At 68.7% G+C, this 26,904-nt stretch carries 29 protein-coding genes; 7 read left to right on the top strand and 22 right to left on the bottom strand.

Translation table 11 applies throughout. The features are described 5' to 3' along the window. Nucleotides 1-107: 107 nt before the first annotated feature. Entirely contained in the window at nucleotides 108-1,094 is a 987-nt protein-coding gene (locus tag C6Y44_RS08195) for an ADP-ribosylglycohydrolase family protein (protein ID WP_159418745.1), read from the bottom strand. Nucleotides 1,095-1,155: 61 nt separating this feature from the next. Between C6Y44_RS08195 and C6Y44_RS08190 the strand changes: the two genes are divergently transcribed. Further along, complete coding sequence (locus tag C6Y44_RS08190) at nucleotides 1,156-1,821, top strand: NUDIX hydrolase (RefSeq protein ID WP_159418746.1); 666 nt, start codon at nucleotides 1,156-1,158, stop codon at nucleotides 1,819-1,821. Between the two features lie 4 nt (nucleotides 1,822-1,825). Here C6Y44_RS08190 and C6Y44_RS08185 read toward each other — a convergent pair whose 3' ends face one another. Both C6Y44_RS08185 and C6Y44_RS08180 read right to left on the bottom strand, forming a co-directional pair. Next, nucleotides 1,826-2,734, bottom strand: coding sequence for a pseudouridine-5'-phosphate glycosidase (locus tag C6Y44_RS08185; RefSeq protein WP_159418747.1), 909 nt, complete (start codon nucleotides 2,732-2,734; stop codon nucleotides 1,826-1,828). Nucleotides 2,735-2,754: 20 nt separating this feature from the next. After that, nucleotides 2,755-3,315 (bottom strand): maleylpyruvate isomerase family mycothiol-dependent enzyme, encoded by a 561-nt coding sequence (locus tag C6Y44_RS08180; RefSeq protein WP_159418748.1) that lies wholly within the window; start codon nucleotides 3,313-3,315, stop codon nucleotides 2,755-2,757. A 36-nt stretch (nucleotides 3,316-3,351) separates the two neighbouring features. Between C6Y44_RS08180 and C6Y44_RS08175 the strand changes: the two genes are divergently transcribed. Together C6Y44_RS08175 and C6Y44_RS08170 are read left to right on the top strand one after the other, a co-directional pair. Next, a complete protein-coding gene (locus C6Y44_RS08175) occupies nucleotides 3,352-4,224 on the top strand; it encodes a helix-turn-helix domain-containing protein (RefSeq protein WP_192378738.1) in 873 nt (290 codons plus the stop codon). A 154-nt stretch (nucleotides 4,225-4,378) separates the two neighbouring features. Next, nucleotides 4,379-4,654 carry a hypothetical protein gene (locus tag C6Y44_RS08170; protein WP_006552872.1) on the top strand — a complete coding sequence of 92 codons (276 nt, stop codon included), beginning with the start codon at nucleotides 4,379-4,381 and terminating at the stop codon, nucleotides 4,652-4,654. 66 nt (nucleotides 4,655-4,720) lie between these two features. Here the strand turns inward: C6Y44_RS08170 and C6Y44_RS08165 are convergent, their stop codons facing one another. Then, nucleotides 4,721-5,500: a maleylpyruvate isomerase family mycothiol-dependent enzyme gene (locus C6Y44_RS08165; RefSeq protein ID WP_159418750.1), complete on the bottom strand. Its 780-nt coding sequence runs from the start codon at nucleotides 5,498-5,500 to the stop codon at nucleotides 4,721-4,723. Nucleotides 5,501-5,567: 67 nt separating this feature from the next. On the opposite strand from C6Y44_RS08165, the gene C6Y44_RS08160 reads away from it, so the two are divergent. Continuing rightward, the gene (locus C6Y44_RS08160) at nucleotides 5,568-5,996 is read left to right on the top strand and encodes a PPOX class F420-dependent oxidoreductase (protein WP_159418751.1); all 429 of its coding nucleotides are present in this window, start codon (nucleotides 5,568-5,570) and stop codon (nucleotides 5,994-5,996) included. On the opposite strand, the gene C6Y44_RS08155 is transcribed toward C6Y44_RS08160, so the two are convergent. From C6Y44_RS08155 to C6Y44_RS08135, 5 genes are all read right to left on the bottom strand, one after another. Further along, entirely contained in the window at nucleotides 5,978-7,189 is a 1,212-nt protein-coding gene (locus tag C6Y44_RS08155) for an MFS transporter (RefSeq protein WP_159418752.1), read from the bottom strand. The two genes, C6Y44_RS08160 and C6Y44_RS08155, sit on opposite strands and share 19 nt — an antisense overlap. A 5-nt stretch (nucleotides 7,190-7,194) precedes the next feature. Then, nucleotides 7,195-8,112 carry a TauD/TfdA dioxygenase family protein gene (locus C6Y44_RS08150; RefSeq protein WP_192378737.1) on the bottom strand — a complete coding sequence of 306 codons (918 nt, stop codon included), beginning with the start codon at nucleotides 8,110-8,112 and terminating at the stop codon, nucleotides 7,195-7,197. 44 nt (nucleotides 8,113-8,156) lie between these two features. Further along, nucleotides 8,157-9,227, bottom strand: coding sequence for a PhnD/SsuA/transferrin family substrate-binding protein (locus C6Y44_RS08145; RefSeq protein WP_225623757.1), 1,071 nt, complete (start codon nucleotides 9,225-9,227; stop codon nucleotides 8,157-8,159). Between the two features lie 65 nt (nucleotides 9,228-9,292). After that, nucleotides 9,293-10,036 (bottom strand): ABC transporter ATP-binding protein, encoded by a 744-nt coding sequence (locus tag C6Y44_RS08140; RefSeq protein WP_216850656.1) that lies wholly within the window; start codon nucleotides 10,034-10,036, stop codon nucleotides 9,293-9,295. Continuing rightward, nucleotides 10,026-10,850, bottom strand: a complete 825-nt coding sequence (locus tag C6Y44_RS08135) for an ABC transporter permease (protein WP_225623756.1) — start codon at nucleotides 10,848-10,850, stop codon at nucleotides 10,026-10,028. Before C6Y44_RS08135 ends, C6Y44_RS08140 begins: the two co-directional genes overlap by 11 nt. A gap of 273 nt (nucleotides 10,851-11,123) precedes the next feature. Between C6Y44_RS08135 and C6Y44_RS08130 the strand changes: the two genes are divergently transcribed. Both C6Y44_RS08130 and C6Y44_RS08125 read left to right on the top strand, forming a co-directional pair. Further along, nucleotides 11,124-12,473, top strand: a complete 1,350-nt coding sequence (locus C6Y44_RS08130; RefSeq protein ID WP_174247061.1) for an LLM class flavin-dependent oxidoreductase — start codon at nucleotides 11,124-11,126, stop codon at nucleotides 12,471-12,473. Nucleotides 12,474-12,509: 36 nt separating this feature from the next. Continuing rightward, nucleotides 12,510-12,707 carry a DUF4177 domain-containing protein gene (locus C6Y44_RS08125; RefSeq protein ID WP_016692073.1) on the top strand — a complete coding sequence of 66 codons (198 nt, stop codon included), beginning with the start codon at nucleotides 12,510-12,512 and terminating at the stop codon, nucleotides 12,705-12,707. Nucleotides 12,708-12,773: 66 nt separating this feature from the next. Here C6Y44_RS08125 and C6Y44_RS08120 read toward each other — a convergent pair whose 3' ends face one another. Both C6Y44_RS08120 and C6Y44_RS08115 read right to left on the bottom strand, forming a co-directional pair. Beyond that, on the bottom strand, nucleotides 12,774-13,256 hold the full coding sequence (locus C6Y44_RS08120; RefSeq protein WP_016692074.1) for a flavin reductase family protein: 483 nt from the start codon (nucleotides 13,254-13,256) through the stop codon (nucleotides 12,774-12,776). Next, the gene (locus tag C6Y44_RS08115) at nucleotides 13,253-13,759 is read right to left on the bottom strand and encodes an NADPH-dependent FMN reductase (RefSeq protein WP_159418756.1); all 507 of its coding nucleotides are present in this window, start codon (nucleotides 13,757-13,759) and stop codon (nucleotides 13,253-13,255) included. The genes C6Y44_RS08120 and C6Y44_RS08115 overlap by 4 nt, the downstream gene beginning before the upstream one ends. A gap of 135 nt (nucleotides 13,760-13,894) precedes the next feature. Here C6Y44_RS08115 and C6Y44_RS08110 point away from each other — a divergent pair, with 135 nt between their 5' ends. Continuing rightward, the gene (locus tag C6Y44_RS08110) at nucleotides 13,895-14,554 is read left to right on the top strand and encodes a DedA family protein (RefSeq protein WP_159418757.1); all 660 of its coding nucleotides are present in this window, start codon (nucleotides 13,895-13,897) and stop codon (nucleotides 14,552-14,554) included. A gap of 4 nt (nucleotides 14,555-14,558) precedes the next feature. Here the strand turns inward: C6Y44_RS08110 and C6Y44_RS08105 are convergent, their stop codons facing one another. The 11 genes from C6Y44_RS08105 to C6Y44_RS08055 form a co-directional block, all read right to left on the bottom strand. Next, nucleotides 14,559-15,308 carry an energy-coupling factor transporter transmembrane component T family protein gene (locus C6Y44_RS08105; protein WP_159418758.1) on the bottom strand — a complete coding sequence of 250 codons (750 nt, stop codon included), beginning with the start codon at nucleotides 15,306-15,308 and terminating at the stop codon, nucleotides 14,559-14,561. Beyond that, nucleotides 15,305-17,302 carry an ABC transporter ATP-binding protein gene (locus C6Y44_RS08100; RefSeq protein WP_183070678.1) on the bottom strand — a complete coding sequence of 666 codons (1,998 nt, stop codon included), beginning with the start codon at nucleotides 17,300-17,302 and terminating at the stop codon, nucleotides 15,305-15,307. Before C6Y44_RS08100 ends, C6Y44_RS08105 begins: the two co-directional genes overlap by 4 nt. A 29-nt stretch (nucleotides 17,303-17,331) precedes the next feature. Further along, complete coding sequence (locus C6Y44_RS08095; protein ID WP_159418759.1) at nucleotides 17,332-18,390, bottom strand: DNA polymerase IV; 1,059 nt, start codon at nucleotides 18,388-18,390, stop codon at nucleotides 17,332-17,334. Nucleotides 18,391-18,520: 130 nt separating this feature from the next. Beyond that, nucleotides 18,521-19,741, bottom strand: coding sequence for a bifunctional 3,4-dihydroxy-2-butanone-4-phosphate synthase/GTP cyclohydrolase II (locus C6Y44_RS08090; RefSeq protein ID WP_033098024.1), 1,221 nt, complete (start codon nucleotides 19,739-19,741; stop codon nucleotides 18,521-18,523). Then, the gene (locus C6Y44_RS08085) at nucleotides 19,738-20,235 is read right to left on the bottom strand and encodes a flavin reductase family protein (protein ID WP_159418760.1); all 498 of its coding nucleotides are present in this window, start codon (nucleotides 20,233-20,235) and stop codon (nucleotides 19,738-19,740) included. The genes C6Y44_RS08090 and C6Y44_RS08085 overlap by 4 nt, the downstream gene beginning before the upstream one ends. Next, nucleotides 20,232-20,735, bottom strand: coding sequence for an NADPH-dependent FMN reductase (locus tag C6Y44_RS08080; protein WP_016692083.1), 504 nt, complete (start codon nucleotides 20,733-20,735; stop codon nucleotides 20,232-20,234). The genes C6Y44_RS08085 and C6Y44_RS08080 overlap by 4 nt, the downstream gene beginning before the upstream one ends. Before the next feature lie 167 nt (nucleotides 20,736-20,902). Continuing rightward, on the bottom strand, nucleotides 20,903-21,934 hold the full coding sequence (locus C6Y44_RS08075) for an ABC transporter permease (protein WP_159418761.1): 1,032 nt from the start codon (nucleotides 21,932-21,934) through the stop codon (nucleotides 20,903-20,905). Further along, entirely contained in the window at nucleotides 21,934-23,472 is a 1,539-nt protein-coding gene (locus C6Y44_RS08070) for a sugar ABC transporter ATP-binding protein (RefSeq protein ID WP_159418762.1), read from the bottom strand. The genes C6Y44_RS08075 and C6Y44_RS08070 overlap by 1 nt, the downstream gene beginning before the upstream one ends. After that, nucleotides 23,459-24,637 carry a sugar ABC transporter substrate-binding protein gene (locus tag C6Y44_RS08065; protein ID WP_159418763.1) on the bottom strand — a complete coding sequence of 393 codons (1,179 nt, stop codon included), beginning with the start codon at nucleotides 24,635-24,637 and terminating at the stop codon, nucleotides 23,459-23,461. Before C6Y44_RS08065 ends, C6Y44_RS08070 begins: the two co-directional genes overlap by 14 nt. 130 nt (nucleotides 24,638-24,767) lie before the next feature. After that, entirely contained in the window at nucleotides 24,768-25,418 is a 651-nt protein-coding gene (locus C6Y44_RS08060; RefSeq protein ID WP_159418764.1) for an isochorismatase family protein, read from the bottom strand. Continuing rightward, the gene (locus C6Y44_RS08055) at nucleotides 25,415-26,902 is read right to left on the bottom strand and encodes an MFS transporter (RefSeq protein ID WP_159418765.1); all 1,488 of its coding nucleotides are present in this window, start codon (nucleotides 26,900-26,902) and stop codon (nucleotides 25,415-25,417) included. The genes C6Y44_RS08060 and C6Y44_RS08055 overlap by 4 nt, the downstream gene beginning before the upstream one ends. Nucleotides 26,903-26,904: the final 2 nt, after the last annotated feature.

The raw sequence follows: 26,904 nt of genomic DNA, 5'->3' as shown, positions 1-26,904 counted from the left end.
AGGCATCCGGCGGATTCCGGGAAGTCTCACCCCTCGACGACCCGCAGTGCCGCCCCGCCTTCCCGGAGGAAGGCCGTGTCACCCCGCCTTCCCGGAGGAAGGCCGTGTCACCCCGCCTTCCCGGAGGAAGGCCGTGTCACCCCACCTTCCCCGGAGCCCTTCCGCGCGGTGAGCAGCCCGAGCCGCTCGAGGTCGTCCGCACGGTAACCGGGCCATCCGTGCAGCATGCGACGCCACCGCTCGGGCACCGCGGACGCACCCCACCGGGCGCCGAGCAGTCCGCCCGCGATGGCTGCGACCGTGTCGGTGTCGTTGCCGGCGCGCACGGCGAGTTCGAGTGCCTCCGGCAGGTGTCCGGGGCCGTCGGTGCGGGCGTGCGTGATCGCCCACCACGCGGCCTGCAGGGCATAGACGACCCAGCCGTTGTTGTCGAACACGCGCGGACTCGGCGCGGTCTCGGCCTCGTCGAGCAGCGCCGTCCACCGCTGTGCGGCGGGTCGCGGCAGGTGGGCCAAGGCGACCCGCACGCCGTCGAAGGTGCCGTGGAGGACGGCGTGACGGATTGCGAACGACCACAGCCGGCATGCCTCGGAGGCCTGCTCGTCCGCGTGGGTGAGGCTGCTGATCGCATGTGCCGCGGCCAGGCACCGCTCGGCGTCGTCGAGGTAGGCGAGCCCGACGGGTGCGGTGCGCATGAGCGATCCGTTGCCGCCGGTACGTCCCGGGAGGCTGCGGGCGCGCGCCGTCATGGTGGCGGCGGTGGGACCCGCCTCGCGCAGGACGGCACGCGTCTGGTTGCCGATGTCCTTGGGGTTCGTGGCGTACCAGCGGAGGAACTGCGCCGCGACCGCGTCGAGTCCGGCGCCCTCACCGATGTCGACGCCGGTCGCCGAGACCTCGGCGATGGCGAGGGCCATGGAGGTGTCGTCGGTCCACTCACCGGGCGCGAACGGCCCGAGTCCGCCGCCGATCATGTCGATGGGCGTGGCGTCCGTCGGATAGGTGAATTCGTATCCCGCCCCGAGTGCGTCTCCTGCTGCGGTGGCGAGCAGGACTCCGGCGGCCCGGTCGTTCTGTGCTGCGGTCGTTTCCATGACCCCCTCTATTCGCTCAAGTTTGCGCTAAAGTTAGCGCATCAATGATTGAATGTCCACCATGGGCACACCGACCGACTCGACCGGCAGGTCGCTCACCGATTACCCGCGCCCCTCGGTGGCCGTGGACGTCGCGGTCCTCACCGTCGACGAGGCACTGAAGGTGCTGGTCGTCGAACGTCCCGACGGCAACTTCGCCCTGCCGGGCACCTTCCTGCACCCCGGTGAGCGACTCGCCGAGGCCGCCGAACGCGCCCTGCGCGACAAGGCCGGGCTCACGGGCGTGGACTTCTACCAGCTGGCCATGCTCGACGATCCCGAGCGCGACGACCGCGGGTGGGTGCTGTCGATGGCCCACGGCGCCGCGGTGCCGGTCGCCGAGATCCCCGCCGAGGCGCATCTCGTGCCGACCACCGAGACCAGCGATCTCGCCTTCGACCATGCCGAGATCGTCGACCTGGCCGTCGCCGACCTGCGACGCCGGTACTCCGCCGAGGTCGACCCCGGCAACTTCCTCGGCGAGCAGTTCACCGTGCTCGACCTGCGACTTCTGTACGAAACCGTCTATGCCCGCAGCTATCCCAAGGACACATTCCGCAGGCATCTCCTGCACGGTCTCGAACCCACCGGCGAACTGCGGAGGGAGGGCACGGGCCGGCCCGCCGAGATCTACCGCCGACGCAGCACTCCCCTGCCGTCGTCCACCGCCGCCTTCCTCCTGCAGTGAGGAATCAGGACGCCAGCGCGTGCGCGATCTCCGCAGCGACCGCGACGTTCCCGCGATAGACCGCGACATTCGTCTCGAGCGAGCGTCCCTCGGTGGCCCGGTGCATGTGGTCGAGCAGGAACGGGGTGATCGCCTTCCCGCGCGTCCCGGCCTCGGCGGCTGCGCGTTCGGCCTCGGTGAGCACGCGGTCGTGCAGTTCCGGATCGATCTGCGCCTCGGCCGCCACCGGGTTCCCGACGAGCACCGCCGACCGCAGACCGAGCCCGTCCCGAGCCCGGGCCACCTCCGCGGCCTGCTGCGCCGACTCCACCTCGTCGACATCGCAGCCGCTGTCGCGCACGTAGAAGCCGGGAAAGCGGGTGGTCCGGTAGCCGACCACGATCACCCCGAGCGTCTCGAGCCGTTCGAGCGTCGCCGGGATGTCGAGGACGGACTTGACGCCGCCGCACACCACCACGATCGGAAGTGTCGCCAGCGCAACGAGATCCGCGCTCTCGTCGAAGGTCGACGAAGCTCCCCGGTGCACGCCGCCGAGCCCGCCCGTGGCGAACACGTCGATCCCGGCGCGATGCGCGAGCAGCGCCGTCGCCGACACCGTCGTCCCGCCGTGCAACTGCTTGGCCGCTGCGACCGGCAGGTCGCGGACACCGAGCTTGACGACCGGGACGTCCTCCGCGCCGAGCATGCGGATCTGCTGTTCCGACAGACCCACCGTGGGTGTCCCGTCGACGACCCCGATGGTCGCGGGCAGCACCCCGGAATCGCGCAGACGTTGCTCGGCGTCGAGCGCGACCTCGATGTTGCGTGGCCGGGTGAGTCCGTGCGTGAAGATCGTCGATTCGAGCGCCACGACCGGCCGCCCGGCCGCGATCGCCTCGCGCACGTAGTCCGCGACGCGGATCGTTTCGCTCATACGACCGACGATAACGCGGCCTAACCGATCGACGCGGCCGTGCGGCGCCCCATCTTCGCGAGGATCCGGGTCGTACGGTCCGCGTCCTCGGGAGCCGGCACGGCCGGAGCACAGACACCGTCCATGTAGAGCGCGTCGCCGAAACTGTCGGCGCCGGCCTCCATCCGGTCGAGTTCGGCGGCCGAGAAGGTCGCACCGATCCCGGCGCTGCGCGCGATGTCCCAGCGGTGCACGAGCATGTCCCAGATGTAGAACTGCTCGAAGGTCGCGCCCACCGTGGTCGGCCCGAAGTATCCGTCGTAGGTCGTCGAGACGAGTGTGTCGTCGGCGAGGATCTCGGCGATGCGTGCCGTGTGCGTCCTCCACGCCTCGGCAGGACGGTCGGTATCGGGCCGCTCGCCCACCTCGACGCCGCGTCCGGCGAAGAAGTCCCGCTGCGTGTCGATGATGTGGGCCAGGACGTCGCGTGCCGTCCACCCCTCACACGGCGACTGCACGTCCCAGTCGGTGTCGCGGAGCGACGAGATCACGTCGGTGAGCGGCTTGTCGGCCTCTGCGTGTCGCAGTGCTGTTGTATTCATGACTCGATACTGACGACCGGCGAGCGTGAGGTATTGATGAAACCCGACGGCGGCGACCCTCTCGGCGGTCGCGACGACACCGACCGTGTCGGCGGTCGCGACGACACCGAACGTGCCCACCTGAAGGATCCGCACGACGCCTCGCACACCATCCACCGCTATCCCGCCGCGCCCGACCTCACGGATCTGATGCAGCGATACTGGATTCCCGTCTGGTCGGTGCCGGCCGGCCGGGAGGCACCCCAACGGGTGCTGCGCTATCCGGTCTGTCAACTGGTGGTCGCACACGACTATGCACGCTTCTACGGTGTCGAGCACGGACTGTCCACGGTCACCCTCACCGGCGAGGGCTGGGCGGTCGGGTCCATGCTCAGCCCGGCGACCGGTGCCCTGATCACCGGCACCTCGCTCGCGGCGTTCACCGACCGGGCGGTCGACCTCGCCGACGTCCTCGGACATGCCGGGTCGCGTCTGATCACGCGGGTGCGCGAGGCGATGGCGCACGACCCGGACTCTCGCGAGTCGCACCGCGCCGCGACGGAGGCGTTCGACGACGTGCTGCGCGCCTATCTGCCGATCGACGAGGAGGGGCGACTCGTCAACCGGGTGGTGGCGTTCGTCGAGGAGAACTCCGACGTCCTGCGGGTCGAGCAGGTGCGGGCGGAGTTCGGCCTCAGTGAGCGCGCGCTGCAACGTCTCGTCCAGCGACGGATCGGGCTGACCCCGAAGTGGCTGATCCAGCGACGGCGACTGCAGGAGGCCGCCGGTCGCCTGTGCGAGAAGCCCGGATCGTTGTCGGAGGTCGCCGCGGTCCTCGGTTACGCCGACCAGCCGCATTTCGTCCGGGATTTCGCGAGGGTCGTGGGCATGACGCCGGGCGCGTTCGCGGCTCGCTACGGCGGTGGATGACCGACTTCCCGGGCGAGCCCCTCGGATTCAGGCGGATGTACCACATAGTGGAACGTCATAAACCTGCGACGCTTCGCGATCAGGTAAATGTAACGAAGCACACAGAGAAGACGACCTACCTGTCGAAGCACGACGAAGAACGAAGGGGTTCATCGTGGGACACGACCGCCTACTTTTCATCGGACGTCCGGATGCGGACGAGGTCGCGCACTGGAGCACTCTGCGCGAACTCGCTCCTCAGCGAGGATGGAAGCCCACCCGGACATTCGAGCCCGGCGAAGTCGCCTGGGCCGTGGCCGCCGGTAGCGCCTTCGAGCAGTCCGGACCGATCGCCGAGGTGATCCATTCGCTGCAGGAAGCTCATATTCCCTGCACCAGCGCACTCGACGCGATCCGCCACGCGTACTCGGCCTCGCGCCTGTCGGTCTGACTCGCAGGCGGGTGGCCGCGCCTCAACGTCGCGGTGCGGCCACCCGCTGTGCGTTCTGCCTTCGGGCTAGCCGAAGGGACTGACGTCGAGCCAGGACGCCAGGAACCCGGTGTCGCCGAAGACCTCCACGTCGGCTGTGTCCACAGCGCGCCGACGATAGAGCACCAACAGCAGTTCCGTCAGCGGTCCGCGTACCGCCACGGCACTCTTCTCGTGGGCATGCCGCCACGCGAAGTCCTCGCCGGTCAGGTCCACCACCCACTCCGCCGACGTGTCCGTCGCGTGGAAGTGCAGCGTCCGATCGGGTCCGTGCAACGCGCGGTGCCGTTCGACATCGAGTCGTGGCCAGGTGACCACCGCCAGGTCGAGCCATTCGTCCACGCAGTCCACGGCGAGATCGTGAGCCGGCTCGAAATCCGCTCCCAATGCGAGCGCGGCGTCGGCGCGATGCACCATGGTCTCGTGGGCGAAGCGCCTGGCGAAGAACTCCGGGGTCTTCTTGCCGCCCGGGATCGGTGTCCACACCCGCATGTTCGGACCGACCTCCCGCAGCGCGGCCTCGAATTCGCGCGCTCCTTCCCGTAACCACGGAATAAGCTCGTCCGGATCCTCGTCGACGTAGTCCGACAACTCCCGCATCGCCCGGTCGGTGCGCGGCATCGCCCCTTCACCGCGGACCGCCTCGGTCGCCCAACGATGGCCGTAGCCGATGTGCCGGGCGAGCTGACCGACGTTCCATCCCGGGCACGACGGCACCGGTGTGGTCATGTCCTGTCCGGCCAGTGAGTCCACCAGCAGTTCCGTCTGTTCGACGATCTCTCCGCAGTAACGCGCGTAGTTCAGCATGTCTGCCCTTCGTACTCGGCTCCCATACCCGCCCCGATTCTGCACGGTCGGCCGTAGTCTGGGCGCCATGCCGGCCGACGAGAGCTCACTCGAAGCCCTGTTCCCGCCCACCGGAGTCGTCGCGCTCGCGACGATCAAGCGCGACGGACGACCCCAACTGTCGAATATCACCTACCGGTACGAGTCCGCGACCCGCACGTTCTCCGTCTCCATCACCGACGACCGGGCGAAGACCCGGAACATGCGCCGCGACCCGCGTGTGAGCCTGTTCGTCGACTCCGACGACAAGTGGTCCTATGCCGTCGCGGAGGGCGAGGCCGAACTGTCGCCGGTGGCGGCCGATCCCCACGACGACACCGTCGAACAGCTCGTCGAGTTGTATCGGGCGGTGCAGGGCGAGCATCCGGACTGGAACGACTTCCGGGCCGCGATGGTCGCCGATCGCAGGTTGCTGCTGCGCGTGCGGGTCTCCCGCTTCTACGGCTTCGCGCGCTGATCCTGCGGCACCGCGACGGGCACCGGCACGTACCGCGGGATGTACCGGTACATCGCTCCGGCGCCGACGAGGGCCAGCGCCCCGATCGCGGTGGCACCACCGGCGAGCGACACCATGGCCACTGCTCCCACGACGAGAGGTCCCGCGAACGATCCGGTGTCGTGGGTGAGTCGCCATGCCGCAAGGAACTCGGCACGCGCATGCGGTGGTGAGACGTCGGCGCCGAGCGTCATGACGATGCCGTTGCTCATGCCGTTCGCCGTCCCGAGCACCACCGCGACGACCACGAGCCACCACAACTGCTGCGACAGCGGCAGGATCAGGAAGGCCGTGCCGAACAGCAGCAGCGCCGGTACGGCCGTCACCCGGCGGCCGTACCGGTCCATCAGGACTCCGGACGGGTAGGCCAGTGCCACGTCCACTGCCGCAGCGACACCGAAGATCAACGAGACGGTCGCCGGCGCCACCCCGATATGATCGGCCCACAACGGAAGCACCGCGTCGCGTGAGGCGCGCGACGCGCCGACGAGCATCGCACCGACACCCAGAGTTCCGAGGACCGTCCGGTGCGAGGCCGCCACCGCGATCACGCCACCGCTGCGCTGCTCCGACCTGTCCGGTTCCGGCACAGCGGCATTCGCGACGAGCGCCCCGGAGACGACGATTGCGATCACCTGGACGACCAGCCCTCCGCTCACGCCGGTCAGGTGCACCGCGACGGCCCCGACGAACGGACCGACGAACACACCCGCCCGGCTCATGGCTGCGTTCGCGGAGATACCGCGGGCTCGCATGTGCAGTGGAAGGGCACCGGCGAGATAGCTCTGCCGCGCGAGCCCCCACACCGCGTTCGCGAAACCGGTGAGCGTCGCGCCCACTGCGAGCACCGCCGGGGTGGGCGCCGACAACGAGACGAGAACGCCGGTCGCACCGAGCGCCGATCCGAGGACGATCGCGCGACGTTCCCCGAAGCGCGCGACCACCGTGCCCGACGGTAGGTCGCCGAGGACCGCCCCGAACGCGACCAGCGCGACGATCAGTCCCGCGACCGGCACGGACGCACCGAGTTCGCGGGCGAGCAGCGCCATCATCGGAGCACCGGCACCGGTGCCCAGACCGAAGATCGCCGACGGGACGAACAGCGACAGGAAGAACGGACGGAGCCCGGGTCCGGGCTCCGTCCGTGCGGTCACGCGGTTCAGACTGCCTCGAACGGTTCGCCCTCGAGCGCGACGGATTCGCGTCCGTCCGGTCCGACCGGCACGTCGCCTTCGAGGGTGATGCGGTACAGGCGCCGGTCGTGTTCGGTGACGAGATCGCTCGGCGCGAGATGCACGGCGGATCGGTTGTCCCAGAATGCGATCGATCCCGGCTCCCACTTGAAGCGGACCGTGTACTCGGGACGGCCGAGTTCCTCGAAGAACAACCCGAGCAGACGCCGGCTCTCGTGCGGCGAGACCCCCGAGATGTACTGCGTGAAGCCCGGATTGACGTACAGTGCCTTCTCCCCCGTCTCCGGGTGCAGCCGCACTACCGGATGTTCGCTCACCAGGGGGCGACGTTCGACGCGGCGCAGGTAGTCCTCGGTCGGCTTCGCACCGTCACCCGGGGTGAAGCGGTGCACCGCGCGCAGCTCGTCGGCGAGTCGCTGGACAGGCGCCGACAGACCGTTGTACGCCGCCACCGCGTTCGACCACTGGGTGTCGCCGCCGTAGGGCGGGAGGGTCTCGGCACGCAGGATCGACGCGAACGGCGGGTTGACCGCCGCAGTGACATCGGCGTGCCAGCGTACTTTGTCGTAACCGCTGCTGTTCGCGATGCGCGCCTTGAACCGGTCGCGGAAGATCGGGTAGATCGTCGGGTAGTCCGGGTCCGGAGTCGAGTCGAACAGCGGGTGCGCGGGCGTCGGCTTACCGAAGTACGACGAGAACCGCAGATGCTGGTCGTGGTCGAGGAACTGGTCGCGGAAGAACACGACCTTCCACTTCAGCAGTGCGTCGCGGATGGTGCCGATCTCGTCTTCGGCGAGTTCGCGGGTCAGGTCGACGCCACGGATCTCGGCTCCGGCATGGCCGGACTGAGGGATGACGTCGAGTCGGGTTGCGGCCTGGGTCATGTCGGCTACTCCTTCGATCGGTGGAATTGCAGTGATGGATCGGATCAGGGGAGCGGATCCGGAACGCTGTCGTCCGCCTCGTTCTGCGCGACGACGATGTCGTTGTAGCGGCCGTCCACGTACGGCGAGATATCGACGGGAACGGACATGGTGCCCGTCTCGTAGAGCCCGTCCGAGACGCTTTGGAACAGGGCGATCGACTTCTCGTCGATCGGATAGAACCGTCCGGTGCCTGTGTGGTCGAGCAGTTCACGGCCCTCTTCGGGCGTCATCCCCTGGGTACCCACGTGATAAGCCGCCACCCACTCGTCGGGATGCCGGCCGATCCAGTTGTTCGCTGCGACCGAGCGTCCGACGTAGTCGCCGATCGCTGCGGCCTTCGCGGGATCCTCCAGGGTCTGCTTCCGCACGATCAGGGTGTTGATCCCGGTGTTGATCCCGGTGCCGTCGCCGAGGATGGGTGGCGAACCCACCTTGTAGTACTGCACGCCCGTGAGGATCGCGGCGTCCACGGCTCCTGAGGAGAAGGTCGGCGCGACCTCCGCGCCCGCCAGTTCGACCGCGTCGATGTCGGTCTTCGGGTCGAGTCCGGCCTTCGCCAGCAGGCCTGCGACGATCATGTGACGTCCCGTTCCGGGTGGGTAGGCGACTTTCTTGCCTTTCAGGTCGGCGACCGTCTCGATGCCACTGCCCGGCTGCGCCACCAGGAAGTAACCACCGCTGCTGCCGGGGTTCGCTTCCAGCGCGATCGCCACGATGTCGGTGATCCCGTTGGACACCGCGATCGGAATGGGCGCCTCTCCCAGCGACCCGATGTCGGCAGCACCGGAGCGCAACGCCTCGATGACGGCCGGTCCACCACTGAAGTCGGCGAATTCGAGGTCGTACGGGAGATCTTCCCCTGCCCCCGAGAGGTAGAGGGGCTGGGAGCGGGACGCGTTCTGCTCGGCGACGACGAGTTTCACCCCCTCGGGGATGCCCTCGCCGGTGTGGGCGATCGTGGCCTCGGCGAGGGCCTCCTGCCCATCACCACCACCCAGGCCGCACGCGGATGCCGCGAACAACACTGCGAGCGACGGCACCACAAGCCATCGCGAGCGAACACTACGAAACACAGTCGATCCTTCTCGGGAGGCGTCCTGACCTGCTGTCCGGACACAAGTGGGAATACCGGCCGCACTCAACGCGAGTCGGGCTGGTCGCCGACACCGAGTTCGGTGAGCAGGCGGCGCCGCAGAGCGACGAACTCGCTGGAGTCGCGACCTCTCGGACGCGGCACCTCGACCTGTGACGACAGGGAGATCACCCCGTCGGTGAGGACGATGACGCGATCCGCGAGCAGGATCGCCTCGTCGACGTCGTGGGTCACGAGGAGCACGGCCGGCCGGTGCTTGGCCACCAACTTCTCGAGCAGGCCGTGCATGCGGATCCGGGTGAGTGCGTCGAGAGCTCCGAAGGGTTCGTCGAGCAGCAACAGTTCGGGTTCGCGGACGAGTGCCCGGGCGAGCGCGACCCGCTGTGCCTCTCCCCCGGACAGCGTCCGCGGCCACGCCTTCGCCTTGTTCTCGAGCTCGACCTCTGCGAGCGCATCGAGCGCCTCGGCACGGGTCCGCGCGTTATCCGGTCGTCCGATGTTGACGTTCGTCAGCACCTTCTGCCACGGCAGCAGCCGGGGGTCCTGGAAGACGATGGCCTGTTTCGCCGGCACCCGGAGATGCCCTTCGACGTCGGGGTCCAGGGCTCCCAGCGCCCGCAGGAAGGTGGACTTCCCGGAGCCGCTCCGACCGAGCAGCGCGACGAATTCTCCGGGGGCGATGTCGAGGTCGAGGCCGTCGAGCACTACCTGCTCGCCGAACACGCGCCGCACACCGCGGGCGACGACGACGGAATCGAGCGCGGTGCGTTCGGTCACATCAGTTGCCATCGAACGACCTCCTCCACGTGAGCAGGCGTGTTTCCAACGCCCGCACGATGAAGATCGAGAGCAGACCGAGGAGGGCGTAGACGGCGATCAGGACGAAAACCACGTCGAGCTGGAAGTATTCGCGCGCGTCGCTCATCATCCGTCCCAGACCGCGTTTGGCGTTGATGGTCTCGGCGAAGATCAGCGAGAGCCACGCACCGGTGAGGGCGAGACGCAGGCCGATGAGGAATCCGGGCAGCGCACCCGGCAGGATGACCCGCCGGATCAGTTCGCGGCGCTGGACACCGAACGATCGTGCCGCCTCGACGAGTCCGGCGTCCACGCTCCGGATCGCGGAGAACGTGTTGATGTAGATCGAGACTGCCACGGCGAGGGTGATGAGCAGGACCTTCGGGGTCTCGCTGATACCGAACCACACGATGAGAAGCGGAACGAGCGCGAAATTCGGTACGGCACGCAGGATTTCCATATTGGCGTCGACGAAGTTCTCACCCACCCGCGACAATCCGGAGACCAGCGCGAGGACCAGACCAAGCGCGATGCCGATGAGCAGGCCGTTGCCGACCCGCAACAGGCTGACCGTCATGTGTTCCTGCAGTTCCCCGCCGGCGATCAGTCGCCACGCCGCGGTGAGCACCGACAGCGGTCGGGGAAGGACGTTCTCGCCGAACAGGCCGCTGGACGCGGCGAGTTGCCACGCCACGACGAGCAGGACCGGCCCGAGCAGCCGCTGGACCGAACGCGGAATGCGGGACGAACTGCGGGTCTTCCGGCTGATCGCGGTGGGATCGATCAGTCCCGATGGTCCGGTCATCGCAGGCGTGTCCGCCGCGTCCGGTGTGGTCCTGCGCGTCCTGTCGAGGATGGTCGCCACGATCAGCTCACCCCGGTCCGGCGTCGAAGCATGTGATTGCTCGTCATGGCCGCCGACAGTAGGGAGTGCCCGCACGGACGAACCACCCTTGTGATCGAGGTGATCGCAATCGGCCGCCGCGGAGGACGCAGCAGGAATCACCGTGATCACAACGGTTCGCTCCGCGTCGGAAATGGACTGCACTGGCAAGGATCTCTGTCGGGACTTCGGAAGGTGTCCGCCTTGCCCTCTCAGCTCCATCTCAACGTGTTCATCACCGGCGCCGGCCACCACGAGGCGTCCTGGCGTCTGCCCGGTACCGCACCGGAACGGGTCGACGACGTGCACTACTTCCGCGAGATCGCGCAGACGGCCGAACGCGGGAAGTTCGACTCGATCTTCTTCGCGGACGTCCCGGCCGTGGGTCGTCACTACGACCGTGTGGCCCAGAGCAGCTTCGAACCGCTCACCCTGCTGTCCGCGTTGGCACTGGTGACCGAGCGGATCGGGCTCATCGGCACGGTCTCGACGACCTATACCGAGCCGTACAACCTTGCGCGCCAGTTCGCTTCGCTCGACCACATCAGCCGTGGACGTGCGGGCTGGAACATCGTGACGTCCTGGTCGTCCGCCGCCGCGTACAACTTCGGTGTCGACGGACGACCCGGCCACTCCGACCGCTACACCCGCGCCGCCGAATTCCTCGACGTCGCAACGGCATTGTGGGACAGCTGGGAGGACGACGCGGTCGTGCTCGACCGCGACGCCGGCGTCTACGCCGATGCGAGCAGGGTGCACCGGATCGACCACGCGGGCACGCACTTCCGGGTGCGCGGACCGCTCGACGCGGCACGCTCCCCACAAGGCCGACCCGTGCTCGTCCAGGCCGGATCGTCCGCCGACGGTCGCGCGTTCGCCGCGCGTTACGCCGAGGCGATCTTCACTGCGCAGGTCGACCTCGACGATGCGCGCGTGTTCTACCGCGACGTCAAGCGGCAGGCCGCCGAGTTCGGACGCGATCCCGAGGCTGTGAAGATCCTGCCCGGCCTCTCCCCGATCGTGGCGTCCACCGAGGCCGAGGCGCGGCGCATCGAACAGGATCTCGCCGACCTGTCGATCCCCGAGGTCGGACTGGCGCACCTGTCGGCGCGGTTCGACGACGTCGACCTGTCGGGCTTCCCGCTGGACGGACCGGTGCCACTGCACGCTCTGCCCCGCCCCGAGGACGTGCAGGGAGCGCAGAGCCGATCACGCATCATCTTCGACCTCGTCGAGCGCGAGCCGGGTCTGACGCTGCGCGAGTTGCTGCACCGGCTGGCCGGGGCCCGCGGTCACGGCACGGTCGTCGGCACACCGGAACACGTCGCCGATCGCATCGTCGCATGGTTCGAGGTAGGCGCCGCGGACGGTTTCAACATCATGCCGCCCTACCTGCCCGGCTCGTTCGAGGTCTTCGTCGACGAGGTCGTGCCGATCCTGCAGCGTCGTGGAGTGTTCCGCACCGAGTACGAGGGCACCACACTCCGCGACCACTACGGACTGTCGCGGCCGGCCGGACTGTTCTCGCAGGTCCCCGCCTCATAGCGGAGCAGTTTCGCCGCTCGGTCGTACTGTGGAGCCATGTACTCGTACAAGGTGGTCGAGATCCGCGAAGGCATGTTCGGTGGCAAGATGTCCGGCGACAAACTCGAGAAGATCCTCAACGACCACGCCCGCCAGGGGTGGCGTCTGAAGGCCATCACCTCGGCCGACATCAAGGGACGGGTCGGTCCCGGCGGCGTCGAGGGAATACTCGTGACGTTCGAACGCGAGGAGTGAACACGATTTCGGTGGTTCCGGCCCCGCTGAGCGGGGGTGGAACCACCGAAATCGGTCCTCTGCGAGTCAGGAGGCGAGCAGGCGGCGGAACGAACTGCGGTGGAACACGATGGGTTCGACGTCGGCGTCGGTGAGCAGTTCGTTGATGCGCAGCACGACGATGGCGTGATCGCCCGCCGGGACCTCCTGCTCCACCGTCACGTCCATGCGCACGCTCGTGCCGGACACGAACAGGGCACCGCCCTCGCGGCTCTCGATGTCGATACCGGCGAAGCGGTCGCCGTTCTTCGCGGCGAGCACCCGCGCGGCACCGTCGTGCTCCTCGCTGAGCACGCTGATGCCCAGGTGCGGGAGCGACGACAGTCGCGGCCACGTGGTCGAGGTGTTCTGCACGCAGAAGGAGACGAGCGGCGGGTCGAGCGACACCGGCACGAAGGTGCTCGCCGCCATCCCGATCCGCTCTCCGTCCACCTCCGCGCAGATCGCGACGACGCCCGAGGGGACGTGCGCGAATGCCTGACGCAGAGACGGTCCGTCGAGAGTGGTCATGAGGCGGCCTCGTTTCGGAGTGCGGCGGACAGCGCCGGCGACCAGCGTTCGGCGTAGTCCGCAATACGGGTATCGGTTGTGTAGGTCGAATCGTGAAGATACAGGCCGGGCGCCGGGCTCGTGGCGCCCAGTTCCACCAGGACGGGCTTGAGCAGCAGGTCGGGCGCGAGTGCGTGAGCGGGCCCGGCACCGAGCATGAGCGGCACGGCGACGACGTCGCGCAACCCGTCACCGGTGGCGAACTGGTCGAGGAACAACTTGAGGACGCCCGTGTAGGTGGCCTTGAAGGTGGGGCTCGCGAATACCACGAGATCGGCGGCCGCGACGGTCTCGACCGCGGCGGCGACCTTCTCGTCGCCCCAGCCGAGCAGTCCCGCTCCGAGTGTGATCACGTCCACAACGTGATCGGGCTCTCGTCCGGTAAGCGCCGTGGCGAGGCGGGCTCCGGCGTCGAGGGTGCGGGATGCGGGCTTCGGGTTGCCCGCGACGACAACGATCGTCACTGGAGTTCACCTTCCGGATCGGCCCTCCGGTGGAGAGCGGAGTACCCCGCCATCCTTCTCCCCGGTCACACGTACCGGAACCGTTTCGATCCGTACGAGCGGAAACCTCGACGCCCCCTCGGTAGGGTCGGGTGGATGAGTGTCGCGGATTCACAGTCAGCCCCCACCGACGGTCTCGCGGGATGGGCGCTCGACCTGATGGACCGCCTCGGCGGTGTCGGTGCCGGCATCGCCATCGCACTCGAGAACTTCTTCCCTCCGTTGCCCAGCGAGGTCATCCTGCCGCTCGCCGGATTCGCCGCGAGCCTGGGCAGTTTTACCCTGTTCGGTGCGCTGTTCTGGACGACCCTCGGTTCGGTGGTCGGCGCTCTCGGCCTGTATTCGGTCGGCCGCTGGGTGGGTGAGGACCGGATCCGTAAGGTCGTGCGGAAGTTGCCGCTCGTCGACGTCGAGGACCTCGATCGTTCGACCGCGTGGTTCGAGCGGCACGGACGCAAAGCCGTCTTCCTCGGCCGGATGGTGCCCGTCTTCCGGAGTCTCATCTCCATCCCCGCCGGGGTCACGCAGATGCCGATCTGGCAGTTCCTCGTCTTCACCACCACCGGCAGTCTGATCTGGAACTCGATCTTCGTGCTGGCCGGCTATCAGCTCGGCGAGAACTGGAGCGCCGTGGAACCGTATGCCTCGGCGCTGCAGTACGTCGTGATCGCCGTCGTCGTCGCGGTGATCGGTTACGGGCTCGTCAAGCGGATCCGCTCGCGGTCGAAGGACACCGCTTCGGACAACCGCAACTGACGGCTCAGCCCCACACGGTGATCGCCGTGCACGCGCCCACCACGACCAGGACGGTGACGACGTCCCCGATCCGCAGTCGCAGTGGCGGGCGGGTCGCCGATCGTGGTCCCCGCACCGACAGTGCGTCGCCGAGATCTCGGACCTGCCGCATCGACACCGACACCACCGCGCCGACGGCGTCGATCACCTCGTGCCACCATCCCGCCGGATTGCGGAAGCCGGGTCGGCCGCGGACCTTGCGGGCAGCGAACAGCACGCGCATCTCGGCACGCACGGTCGGCAGCATCCGCAACGCCAGCGCGCACACCGTCACCCATTCGTCGACGGGCAGCCGCAACAACCGCAGCGGGGCGAACAGGACCGGCAGGGCATCGACGAGATCGGACAGTCGCGTCGTCCACCCGACCAGCGACGCGAGGAGCAGCAGGCCCACGCCGAGCAGGATCGTCCGGACGTAGGCGGCGAGTCCGCCGCCCGCGGCGTTGAGGACCAGGCCGACGGCGAGGACCGCGAACACCCACCACGGAATCGTCGGGACCACCCCGCGGGGGATCCGCGCGACGAGCACGCCCACGACCAGCACGGCGAGCAGGATGCCGAGTCCGGTCCAGCTCGGCGCGAAACTCACCGCCACCGACAGCGCCGCTGCCGACAGCACCTTCGTTCCGGCCCACACTCGGTGCAGGGGGGTCTGCCGCGGCACGGGTCGCAGCAGGATGACGGGGCGGCGCTGCCGCGTACGTGTGCGACTCATGCGATCACCGCTCCCGTCTGCTCCACGATGCGTCCGTCCTCGAGCACCACGGTGCGCGAACACACCTCTTCCATGCCGTGCAGGTCGTGGGAGATGACGATGATCGTGACGTGCTCGACCGCGCGCAGGTGGGCGAGGATCGACACGACCTCGCGGCGGCCCTGCAGGTCCAGCCCGGCCAGCGGTTCGTCGAGCACGAGCACCCGCGGAGTGCGGGCGAGTTGGGCGGCGATCGCGACCCGCCGCATCTCTCCTCCGCTGAGCCGGTCGATCGGCCGGTCGATGAGTTCGGGACGCAGACCCACCCGGTGCAGGACGGCGGCGACGTAACCGCGGTCGGTGTGCGGAAGCCCGGCCACGTCGGAGATCTCCTGCGCGACGGTCGGTCGTTGCAGCTGGAGCCGGGCCTGCTGGAAGACCATGCCCACTTCCCCGTGCAGGTCGGCGGTCGGGGTGTCGTGCAGGACGGCCGTTCCGTGCGTGGGGCGCATCAGTCCGGCGACGATCCACGCAAGCGTCGACTTGCCCGAACCGTTCTCCCCGACGACGAGCACGCCTTCGCCTCGGCAGATCGTCAGCGACACCTCGCGGAGGGCGGTATGAGCCCAGGGTGTGCCGGACGCGTAGACGTGCGTGATATCGCGTAGTTCGAGGACAGGCTGCGGGACGGACGGGGCGGTCGCCGGGACCGGTGGCGGCAGTGGGGGCGACGCGACCCGCGGGACGATCCGGCCGTCGGCGATGTGCACGACGCGATCGGCGGCGCGGGCCTCGTCGTCGAGGTGGGTGACGAGCACGACCGCGGTACCGTCGTGCGCGACGTCCGCGAGCAGGCGGATCAGGTCCGCGCGACTGTCCGCGTCGACCATCGCGGTGATCTCGTCGGCGATGAGCAGTGCGGGTCGTCGGGCCAGTGCGCCTGCCAGTGCCAGTCGCTGCAGTTGCCCGCCGGACAGATCCTCCGTCGCGCGGTCCTCCATCCCGGCGAGGCCGACGCGGGCGAGCAGATCCTCGACGTCGACGTCGTCGATCCCCCACCGCAGGTCTTCGGCGACCGTGCGACCGAGGACCTGGCTCTCGGGATGCTGCAGGATCATCGCGGTTCCACCGGGGCGTCCCGGTCCGACGGGTCCGGGCCGGTCGACAAGGCCGACGGTCGGCTCGAGTCCCGCGAGCAGCCGCACGAGTGTCGACTTACCCGAGCCGTTGCCACCGACGATCGCGACGAACTCTCCCGGTTCGATCGTGAGGTCGATGTCCGACAGGGCGTCGCGGTCGGTTCCCGGATACCGGTAGCCGACCAGGCGCAGGGCGACGGGCAGTGGAGCCGGGTCGGCGGTGGGGTCCTGCTCGGGCCAGTCGACCGACCGGGTCGCCCACGTACTGCGGAGGGCCACCACGCGGAAGATCCCGAAGCACAGCAGTGCGGTGCCCACGGTCCCGATGAGCACTGCGCCACCGATCCACACCCACCACAGCCGCACCATGATCTCGAGGGTCCGGTCCCAGGTGTCGACGAACTGCCGGCCTGCACCGGCCGCCTCGAACGCCCGGATCGTGCCGCGCATCGACGCTTCGAGGGCCTCGAGCAGCAGCACCCGGGTCCGGTCGAACAGCAGCAGCAGACCGCAGGCGGCGGCCGCGAGCAGCAACCCGGCCGGGACGGATCCGGCCAGCACCGCGAACACCGCGGCGTGACCCCACCGGCGGTGCGCGAACCCGACGAGTGTTCCGATACCGGAGAGGACGACGACCGCGGCGACGGCGAACGGCCCGCCGGCCACGAGCGCGACCACCCCGGCGGCAACGGTCGCGGCGACGATCGCGCGCAGGCGGCCGGTGGCCGCGAGGAAGGCGACGGGCAGCGCGACCAGCACTTGGGCGACACCGACGGGTATCAGTCCCGCGACGACCGACAGCACAGCCGTCAACGTCCCGAAGACCGCCGCTGCGGCGGCCTCCGGTGGTCGTAGAGGTCCCCGTGTCCTGGTCACCGATCGCACCGGGCCCAGTCTGCCAGCCGTTAGGGCGACCGCACGTTCTCCGGTGGCGTCATCTCCACCCGCACTCCGACGAGCCGGACCTCGCGTTCGTGATCGAAGCGGTCGAGCAGTCCGACGGCCGCGTCCGTGACGGTCGTGAGATCCGTGGTGGGCGACGGAAGAGCGACGCTCGCGGTGTGGGTGACGAACGGCGCGTAGCGGATCTTCAGCGCGACCCGCACTCCCTCACGCCTCTCACCTCGGACGTCGTCGACGGCCCGCGCCGCGAGGTCGCGCACGCACTCGGTGATCGCGTTCCAGTCGCCGACGTTGTGTTGGAAGGTCGTCTCCCGGCTGCGCGACCGCGCCACCCACGGTTCCGCCGACACCTCCGTCGAGCCCGCACCGGCGCCGAGGCCGACGAGCCACGGACCGATCTTGGGTCCGAACCGCGCTGCCATCTCGTCGACCGGGGCACGCGCCAGCTCGCGGACCGTGCGGATACCCATGTCGTCGAGTTTCTTCACCGTGCGCGCGCCGATGCCCCACAACGAATCGGGTGAGCGCTCCCCCATCACCGCGAACCAGTTGTCGCGCGTCAACCGGAAGATCCCGCGAGGCTTCCCGAATCCCGTCGCGATCTTCGCGCGCAGGACGTTGTCGCCGACCCCGACGGAACAGTGCAGCCCGGTTGCGTCGAGCACGGCGGCCTGCACCTCGCGCGCGAACGCCTCCGGATCGTGGGTCTGCACGCCCATGAACGCCTCGTCCCAGCCGAGCACGTCGACGACCGTGCCGAAGCCGCGAAGGGTGTCCATCACGACCTGCGACACCTCGTTGTAGGTATCGGCGTCGACAGGGAGGAAGACCGCGTCGGGGATCTTGCGTGCGGCGACCCGCAGCGGCATCCCCGACCCCACCCCGTGCGCCCGCGCCTCGTAGGACGCGGTGGAGACCACGCCGCGCTCGGTGGGGTCGCCGCGACCGCCCACCACCACCGGACGGCCCGCCAGTTCCGGATTGCGCAGCACCTCGACCGCAGCGATGAACTGATCGAGGTCGACGTGGAGGACCCACTGGTCGATGCCGGGCGTGCCCATGCCGACAACCGTAGGACGCGCGGTAAGTGTGCGTTCGAGAATTCCGACAGTGTCCGGGTTCGCTCGCCGAAACGAGGTTTGCCCCTGCTGCAGCAGGGGCGAACCTCGGTTCGTGCAGCGAGGATCCGATTCAGTTCTGCGCCGCGGGCAGCATGTGCCCCATCCGTCGCCGCTTCGTTTCGAGATACCGCACGTTCGCCGGTGCGACGCCGACGTGCAGCGGTTCCCGCCCTGCGACGACGATGCCGTTGTCCTCGAGTCCGGCGATCTTGGCGGGGTTGTTGGTGAGCAGTCGCACCGAGCCGATGCCGAGATCGTGGAGTATCGCCGCGGCGCCGCCGTATTCGCGTCCGTCGGCCGGTTCGTCGAGTTCGAGGTTGGCCGCGACTGTGTCGAAGCCGCCGTCCTGCAGTCGGTAGGCCGCGAGCTTCTTGAGCAGGCCGATCCCCCGGCCCTCGTGGCCACGCAGGTAGACGAGGACGCCGCCTTCCTGGGCGATCCGTTCCAGCGCGGTATCCAGCTGGGGACCGCACTCGCAGCGTTGCGATGCGAACGACTCACCCGTCAGGCACTCCGAATGCACCCGGACCAGCGGGGCGTCACCCAACGGTCCGGCGATGAGCGCCATGTGATCGGCGCCGGTGTGGCGGTCGAGATAGCCGACGGCACGGAAGGTTCCGAAGCGGGTCGGCATCGATGCCTCGTCGGCCCTCACGACCCGTCCGGACGGCACCACCGGTGACGGAAACGGATGCGCCGCGCGGTAGCGGATCAACTCCTCGATCGTGAGCACGGGCAGGTCGTACTGCGCTCCCAGCGCTTCGATCTCCGGCATGCGCATCATCGATCCGTCGTCGGAGACGAGCTCGGCGATCACACCGACCTGCGGCAGACCCGCGAGTGCACACAGGTCGACGGCGGCTTCGGTGTGACCGGGACGCTCGAGCACTCCACCGGGGCGGGCCCGCAACGGCAGAATGTGGCCGGGGCGGATCAGATCGCGCGAGGTGGCCGTCGGATCGGCGAGCACACGCAGGGTCGTAGCACGATCCGCGGCACTGATGCCGGTGGTGACGCCTCGCGCGGCGTCGACCGTGACGGTGTAGGCGGTCTGCTTCGGATCCTGGTTGTCGGCGACCATTGCCGGCAGGTCCAGGGCGTCGGCGCGGGCACCGGTCATCGGGGCGCACAGCAGACCCGAGGTGTGTCGGACGGTCCACGCGATCCATTCCGGGGTCGCGTGCTGCGCGGAGAGGATGACGTCGCCCTCGTTCTCCCGGTCCGCGGCGTCCGAGACGAGGACCGGCTTGCCCGCCCGCAACGCCTCGAGCGCCGCCTCGATGCGGCTCACGACGCCACCAGACGCCGGAACGAGCTGCGGTGGAAGACGATCGGTTCCGTCGCGTGATCGGCTTCGTCGCAGAACAGTTCGTGCACGCGCAGCACGACGATCGCGTGATCGCCGGCCGGCACCTGCTGTTCGATCGACACGTCCATCCGCACACCGCAGCCGTCGATGAACAACGCTCCGCTGTCACGGGTCTCGGTCTCGATGCCCCCGAACCGGTCGCCGTTCTTAGCTGCGAGCACCCGGGCCGCGATGTCGTGTTCGGACGACAGGACGCTGATGCCCAGGCGCGGCTGCGCTTCGAGCTTCGGCCAGGTGGTCGAACTGTTCTGCACGCAGAACGCCACCAGCGGCGGGTCGAGGGAGACGGGAACGAAAGTGCTTGCGGCCATGCCGATCCGCTCACTGCCGGTGTCGGCGCAGATCGCGACGACACCCGAGGGGACGTGGGCGAACGCGCGGCGCAGGGTGGCGCCGTCGAGGGCGAGGGTGGTCATCGTGCCTCCGTCCGGATGGTGGATCGCAGCACCGGCGCCCAGCGCTCGGCGTACTCGGCGATCCGGGTGTCGGTGGTGTAGGTGGAATCGATCAGGTACAGCCCCGCGGCGGGGCAGGTGGCGCCGAGTTCGACGAGCACGGGCTTGAGCAGCAGGTCGGGCGCCATCGCATGGGCCGGGCCGGCGCCGAGCATGAGCGGCACCGCCGTGACGTCGCGCAGACCGTCGCCGGTCGCGAACTGGTCGAGGAACAACTTCAGGATGCCGGTGTAGGTGGCCTTGAAGGTCGGGCTGGCGAAGACCACGAGGTCGGAGGAGGCGACGGTCTCGACCGCCTCCTTCACCGCGTCGTCGCCCCAGCCGAGCAGGCCCGGACCGAGAGTGACGACGTCGACCACGTGATCGGGGGCCTCCCCGGTGAGCGCGGTGGCCAGCACGGTGGCGGCGTCGAGCGTACGGGAGCCGGGTTTCGGGTTACCGGCAACGACAGTGACCTTCATGTGGATCTCCTTTCGGGCGAGACTTTCCGCCCGTCACCGGATATTCGACCCGACGGGTATGTCGGGAACGATGCCGAAATATGGCGTGCACATTGCGCCGTCGGGAGGCGGATCGGGCTGCGTCGCACCAGGGTGGATCCGTCGATGCAGCCCGATTCCGCCGTTCGTCATCGCGTGGAGCGTGACGCCGTGCGGCGCCGCACCGCGCCGGACAGCGCGACCGCGACCACCAGTGCGCCACCGTAGAACAACTGCTGGACGAAGCTGGCGACACCGAGCATCTGCAGGCCGACCACCCCGGCGACGAGGAAGTACACCGCGACCAGCGTGCCGAACGCGTTGAAGCGGCCGGGGACGATCGCTGTGGCACCGAGGAAGGCCGCCGCGAAGGCCGGCAGCATGAACGACTGGCCCGAGGACGGGTCGGCGCCACCGAGCATGCCGGCGTAGACGATGCCGGCCAGAGCCGCGACGAGCGCGGAGGTGACGAGCGCACCCCCGCGGATGCGGTCGACGTGCAGGCCGCTGAGCCGGGCCACCTGGGCGCCGCGCCCGACGAAGAGCAGGCGGCGTCCGATCGGGGTGTACTGGAAGATCACCGCCATGATCAGCACCAGGGCGAGGGCGTAGTAGAACTGCAGCGACACCCCGAAGATACGGGTGCCGATGGTGGCGTCGACGAGCGCAGAGTCGACGCCGGTGACCGAGGTCGAGTCGGAGATCCACTGCACCACACCGAGGACAACCGTTCCGCTGCCGAGGGTCGCGATGAACGAATCGATCTGCAATCGCACGACCAGCAGTGCGTTGATCAGGCCGACGACGAGGCACGCGAGCACGGCGACGGCGATGGCCGACAGCAGCGACCAGCCGTGTTGCACGTTCAGTACCGCGATCGTCATGGCTGCCAGCGACATCGTCGACACGGCCGACAGGTCGAACTCACCGGCGGTGAGCGGGACGATGAGCCCCAGGGCCAGGACGAGCAGGACGGCCTGGGATCCGAGGATGTTCTGCAGGTTGTTGGCGGTCGGGTAGGTCTCGGGTCGCAGGGCACTGAACACGACGATGACGGCGATCAGTGCCAGGACGAGCGCGTACTTCTCGAACAGCGGACCGAGAGAGCGACGGGGGCGCGCGGGATCCGATTCGGTGGATGCGGTTTTCGCGGTGGTGCTCTTGTCGATGGTGACGGACATCAGGCGATCACTTCCTGTCGGGTCAGACCGAGAACACTGTCCGAGATGTGATGCTTGGAGAGGTTGTCGCCGGTGAGTTCGGCGACGACGTGCCCGTGGGAGAAGACGAGGACGCGGTCGCACAGGACCGACAACTGCTCGTAGTCGGAGCTGGCGACGACGATGCCCGCTCCCCCACGCGCGGTCTCCCGCAACATCTCGAAGATGCGGGCGCGGGCACCGATGTCCACACCCTGGGTGGGTTCGGCGAGGAGCACCAGTACCGGGTCGGTCTGGAGCCACTTGCCGAGCAGAGCCTTCTGCTGGTTGCCGCCGGACAGCGACCCGTAGACGGCCTGCGGGTCCCGTGGCCGGACGTCACAGTGCTCGGCGAGCGCGGTCGCGATGTCCTTCAGCGCCCGCGGTTTGACGAATCCTGTACCGAGCACGGGCAGGGTGACGTTCTCGGCGACGGTCAGCTCGGGTGCGCTGCCCTCGACCTTGCGGTCCGGCGGCACGTAGACGACCTTGCGGGCGAGCGCGTCGATCGGTGTCATCGCGGGCAGGTCCACGCTGTCGTCGTCGACCGTCAGCCGCCCGCCACGAGCCTGCCGCGCCCCGTACAGGGCGGGCAGCACGTCGTCGTATCCCGAACCGGCGATGCCGGTGAGTCCGACGACCTCCCCGGGCCGCACGTCGAACCCGACGCCGTCGACGGTGGTGGTCTCGAGGTCCTCGATCCGGGCGAGGGCCGGAACGTCCTCGAAGTCGCGGACGGGCCCGGCGACACGCGGGTCGGCGGAGTCGAGACTGCGTCCGACGATGAGGTCGATGAGCGAGGTCGCGGTGAGGTCGCGGGTACGGTGCGTGCCCTGCGACACCCCGTCGCGCAGCACGGTGACGCGGTCGGTGTGGTCGAGCACCTCGTCGAGATCGTGGGAGACGAACAGGACGGCGGCCTTCTTGTCGGCGACGATCTCACGGACGACGGCGAACAGCAGGTCGGTGCCCTCGCGGGGCAGGAAGACCGTGGGTTCGTCGAGCACGAGCAGGGTGCGGCGCTCCCCCAGTTCCTCGGTCGCCCGCAGGATCGCGAGGAGGGCGCGTTCGGTCTCGTTCAGGCTCGACACCGGCGCCTCGGGATCGATGTGGAGTCCGAAGCGCTCGAACAGTGCTCGGGCGGTGAGCTTCTCGCGCCGCCACGAGATCCAGGGCCTCGATCCGGCCACGACCGGTCCGACGCGGAGGTTCTCGACCACCGACAGGTCGGGCACGAGGGCGAGGTCCTGGTGGACGAAGCTGATGCCGAGGTCGCGGAATCCGCCGGCCGGGACCGGCAGTGTCACGTCCCTGCCGCGCACCTGCAGCGCAGCGCCGGGGTCGGGGGCGTGGAAGCCGGCCAGGACCTTGATGAGCGTGGACTTGCCGGAACCGTTCTCCCCGAGCAGGCCGTGCACCTCACCGGCGTGGATCGTCAGGCCGACCTTCTTCAGCACCGTGTGCTCACCGAAGGTCTTGGACAGACCGACGATGTTGATGATGGGATCAGGACTGCTCACTGGGCCCCCACAGTGCTTCGTAACCGGTGACGTAGGCCGTGCCGTAGCCCTTGTCGGGCTGCGGCGGGGTGCCGGTCTCGTCGATGTTCTCGGCAGTGATGAGCTTGAGCGGGGTTTCCTGTGCGCCGTTGGGGACGGGGTCGTAGCCGAGCAGGAGGCGACCGGCCTGGTCCATCGTCGCCCACGCGAGCCACGGGATGGATTCACCGACGTTCATGGTGACGATGCCGTCGTCCTGCTGGATCTTGAGGACTGCGGGGGTGCCGTTCACCGAAGAGATCTCGACCTGGCCGGTCTTACCCGCGGCCTTGATGCCCGACTGGGCGTAGAGCGACATCGAGTCGTAGATGGGCAGAATGAAGTTGATGTTCGGGTCGGCAGAGAGTGCGGACTGCACCTCGGACTGGATTTTGGTGGCCCACTCCGTGACCGGGACGTTGACGATCTTGTAGGTGCACTGCGGGCAGTATTGCGCGATCTCGTCCTCCATCGCGGCCACCTCGGCCTTGGCCGGGGGAACCTCGTTGGAGGTGATGATCAGCGCGTTGCCCTCGCCTTCGGTGCGGTCGATCATCCAGTCGACGGTGAGCCGGTTGGCCTCGGACAGCGGGGCGTCGGTGGTGGCGTCGATCAGTCCTTCGAGGTCGGCGGGTACCGGTTCGCCGCGCAGGATGGTGTGGGTGAGCAGAACGGGAATTCCGGCAGCATCGGCTTTCTCGAGCGCCGGCTTGATGAGGGACGCGTCGACACCCTGCGACAGGATGATGAGGTCGACCTTCTGGTTCACGGCCTGTTCGACACCGGTCGCCCACTGGGCGGGCTGACCCTGGTTCGTGTACTCGATCCAGGTGGCTCCGTAGCGTTCCGCGACCTTCTTCGATTCCTCGTCGACGGCGACGTTGTACGGATTCTCGCTGTTGGTGGGGATCGCGAAGATCGTCTTGCCGGCGATGTCCTTCATCGGGAACGGCTCGGCTTCGAGCGTGAACTCCGGGTCCGCCTCGTACAGGGCGAGCTGAGCGCGGGCGTACTCGATTCCGGCGGTGACGTCGGCGTCGGACACGTCGCCGCCACCCGAGCCGCCGCTGCTGCATGAGGTGAGACCGAAGACAGCCGAGAAGGCGAGCGCGGCGATCGCGGCGCGGCCGGGAAGGGAATGACGCATGGATTCTCCTGGGGGATGAGGAGCGTGCCGAAGAAGAAGCGGCCGCGTCGTTGCGGAACCGGTTGGGAGGCGATGACTTCGAATGTATCCGCAGCGTGTTGCGTGCGGCGACATCCTTGGTTCATTCGTGTTAATTGCGTGCGGAAATCGCCTCCAGGTACTCCCGTGCCCGGCCGAGCGGCCACACCTCCGCCATCTTCTGCTGCATGTCGAACAGATTCGACGAATGGATCACCGGATCACGATCTCCCACAGCATCTTCCACGACGATCGGAACGAAGCCGTGCTGCATCGCATCCAGTGCCGTCGCGCGGACGCAACCGCTGGTGGACAACCCGGCGATGAGCACGGTGTCGACGCCGAGCGACGTGAGGTGCGAATTGAGAGTGGTGCCGAAGAACGCGCTCGGATACTTCTTCGTCACCAGCATTTCGGCGCACGTCGGTTCGAGACCCTCGATCAACTCCCCGTACGGACTGCCTTCGCAGAACGCGACGAGGGTGCCCGACTTCTTGAAGAACACCCCGGCGTCGGCACCGTCGGCGCGCAGACGAACCTCGGTGATCACCACCGGGATTCCGGCCTCGCGCGCGGAGGTGAGCAGGGTGCGCATCGCCTCGACGTTCTCCTCCACCCCTGCATACAAAGGGCAGTCGGGATCGATGTAGGCACGGGCGGGATCGACGACGACCAGTGCGGGACGGGTTCCGGGCTGGAGCTCCTGCCCGAAACCGGCGCGGGCGTAGTCGGCGGCCTGTTCTGCACGATCGACGATGGTCATGCGGACTCCTTCAGTGGGGTGACGGATTCGAGGGTGTGGACGGTCGCGGCCGGATTGCGGCGCGGAAAGGCGAGACACACGCCGACGCCGAGCAGGGCGACGACGGCGAGAGCGATGCCGACCGCTCGCACGTTGTCGACGAACCGCGCCACCTCCGCACTGCCGAGCGTGCCGAGGGTCCCGCCATAGGCAGCCTGGCGGGCAGCGGCGCTGAGTCCGGCAGTGGCGAAGACGAGCGCCAGCGCGGTGCTGAGCAGGTAGCCGACGTTCTGCAGGGTCGAGCGCAGCCCGTTGGCGATGCCGCGACGGTCCGCAGGGGCCGTGAGCATCAACGCGCTGGTGCTCGGTGTCATGAACAGTCCGGTGCCGCAACCGAGCACGAACAGGAAGGGGGCGGTCGCCCCGAGTGAACCGCCGTCCGGCGACAACAACAGTGCCACTCCGAGCAGACCGACGGCGTTGAGTCCCATGCCGGCAGCGGTGAGCGTGCGAGGACTGAAACGCAGCATCAGAGATCCCGCTGCTGCCGCGGCGACGACGGTGCCGATCGCGACCGGCATCACCAGCGCCCCAGCAGCGACCGCGGAGATTCCGCTCACCGCCTGCCCGTACAGCGACACGAGCAGCGTCACGGCGTAGGTGGCGATCGCATTCACGAGCACCGCGGCGAGAACGAGTGCGATACCCCGGTTGCGGAACAACGACAGGTCGACGAGCGGATGGGTCCGTCTGATCTGCACCGCGACGAACGCTACGGCGAGGACGAGGCTCGCCGTGCCGCACGCCCAGGGCAGCCAGGACGTCGACCCGACCCCCGGCGTGAGAGCCAGGACGACCGCGGCCAGCAGGGCGGTGGACAGTACCGCGCCGGAGACATCGAAGGGTTCCCGGGTCACCGCCCTGGAGGGACTGCGCGGAATCACCGCGATCGACGCGGCGATCGCAAGCAGCCCCACGGGCAGCACCACGACGAACAGCCCGCGCCACCCGAAGACTGCGGTGGCGGCACCGCCGATCACCGGTCCGACCACCTGCGCGACGGCCGCGACCGTCGCGTTCCACCCCAGCGCCCGGCCGAGGGTCCGCGGCGGGAAGGTGTCGGTGAGCAGCGCCGTGTTGTTCGTGACGATGGCGGCGGCCCCGGCTCCCTGGAGCACCCGGGCCGCGACGAGCCATCCGGCCGACGGCGCCAGCATGCACAGTCCCGTCGCGACGGTGAAGGTGATCAGTCCCGCGAGGTAGAGCGGTCGTCGTCCGATGATGTCGGCGAGCCGGCCGAACACCAGGATCAGGGCGGTCGTGACGAGCATGTAGCCGAGCAGGATCCACGTCGACTGGGCGCCGGAGGCATCGAGTTCGCGTGCGACGGTGGGCAGTGCGACGGTCAACCCGCTCAGGCTGAGGAACACCGCGACGACCCCGATGCTCGTCGCCGAGAACACCCGCCACGGATGCGGATGACGCTGCGGGGCTACACTATCCATCA

The organism is Rhodococcus rhodochrous (assembly GCF_014854695.1).
GTDB lineage: Bacteria > Actinomycetota > Actinomycetes > Mycobacteriales > Mycobacteriaceae > Rhodococcus.
This window is presented reverse-complemented; position numbering and strand designations above follow the sequence as displayed.

Coding starts and splice junctions, on each gene's coding strand:
- C6Y44_RS08195 (WP_159418745.1), bottom strand. CDS start 1,094: ATGGAAACGACCGCAGCACAGAACGACCGGGCCGCCGGAGTCCTGCTC.
- C6Y44_RS08190 (WP_159418746.1), top strand. CDS start 1,156: ATGGGCACACCGACCGACTCGACCGGCAGGTCGCTCACCGATTACCCG.
- C6Y44_RS08185 (WP_159418747.1), bottom strand. CDS start 2,734: ATGAGCGAAACGATCCGCGTCGCGGACTACGTGCGCGAGGCGATCGCG.
- C6Y44_RS08180 (WP_159418748.1), bottom strand. CDS start 3,315: ATGAATACAACAGCACTGCGACACGCAGAGGCCGACAAGCCGCTCACC.
- C6Y44_RS08175 (WP_192378738.1), top strand. CDS start 3,352: ATGAAACCCGACGGCGGCGACCCTCTCGGCGGTCGCGACGACACCGAC.
- C6Y44_RS08165 (WP_159418750.1), bottom strand. CDS start 5,500: ATGCTGAACTACGCGCGTTACTGCGGAGAGATCGTCGAACAGACGGAA.
- C6Y44_RS08160 (WP_159418751.1), top strand. CDS start 5,568: ATGCCGGCCGACGAGAGCTCACTCGAAGCCCTGTTCCCGCCCACCGGA.
- C6Y44_RS08150 (WP_192378737.1), bottom strand. CDS start 8,112: ATGACCCAGGCCGCAACCCGACTCGACGTCATCCCTCAGTCCGGCCAT.
- C6Y44_RS08140 (WP_216850656.1), bottom strand. CDS start 10,036: ATGGCAACTGATGTGACCGAACGCACCGCGCTCGATTCCGTCGTCGTC.
- C6Y44_RS08135 (WP_225623756.1), bottom strand. CDS start 10,850: ATGACCGGACCATCGGGACTGATCGATCCCACCGCGATCAGCCGGAAG.
- C6Y44_RS08125 (WP_016692073.1), top strand. CDS start 12,510: ATGTACTCGTACAAGGTGGTCGAGATCCGCGAAGGCATGTTCGGTGGC.
- C6Y44_RS08120 (WP_016692074.1), bottom strand. CDS start 13,256: ATGACCACTCTCGACGGACCGTCTCTGCGTCAGGCATTCGCGCACGTC.
- C6Y44_RS08110 (WP_159418757.1), top strand. CDS start 13,895: ATGAGTGTCGCGGATTCACAGTCAGCCCCCACCGACGGTCTCGCGGGA.
- C6Y44_RS08105 (WP_159418758.1), bottom strand. CDS start 15,308: ATGAGTCGCACACGTACGCGGCAGCGCCGCCCCGTCATCCTGCTGCGA.
- C6Y44_RS08095 (WP_159418759.1), bottom strand. CDS start 18,390: ATGGGCACGCCCGGCATCGACCAGTGGGTCCTCCACGTCGACCTCGAT.
- C6Y44_RS08085 (WP_159418760.1), bottom strand. CDS start 20,235: ATGACCACCCTCGCCCTCGACGGCGCCACCCTGCGCCGCGCGTTCGCC.
- C6Y44_RS08080 (WP_016692083.1), bottom strand. CDS start 20,735: ATGAAGGTCACTGTCGTTGCCGGTAACCCGAAACCCGGCTCCCGTACG.
- C6Y44_RS08075 (WP_159418761.1), bottom strand. CDS start 21,934: ATGTCCGTCACCATCGACAAGAGCACCACCGCGAAAACCGCATCCACC.
- C6Y44_RS08065 (WP_159418763.1), bottom strand. CDS start 24,637: ATGCGTCATTCCCTTCCCGGCCGCGCCGCGATCGCCGCGCTCGCCTTC.
- C6Y44_RS08060 (WP_159418764.1), bottom strand. CDS start 25,418: ATGACCATCGTCGATCGTGCAGAACAGGCCGCCGACTACGCCCGCGCC.
- C6Y44_RS08055 (WP_159418765.1), bottom strand. CDS start 26,902: ATGGATAGTGTAGCCCCGCAGCGTCATCCGCATCCGTGGCGGGTGTTC.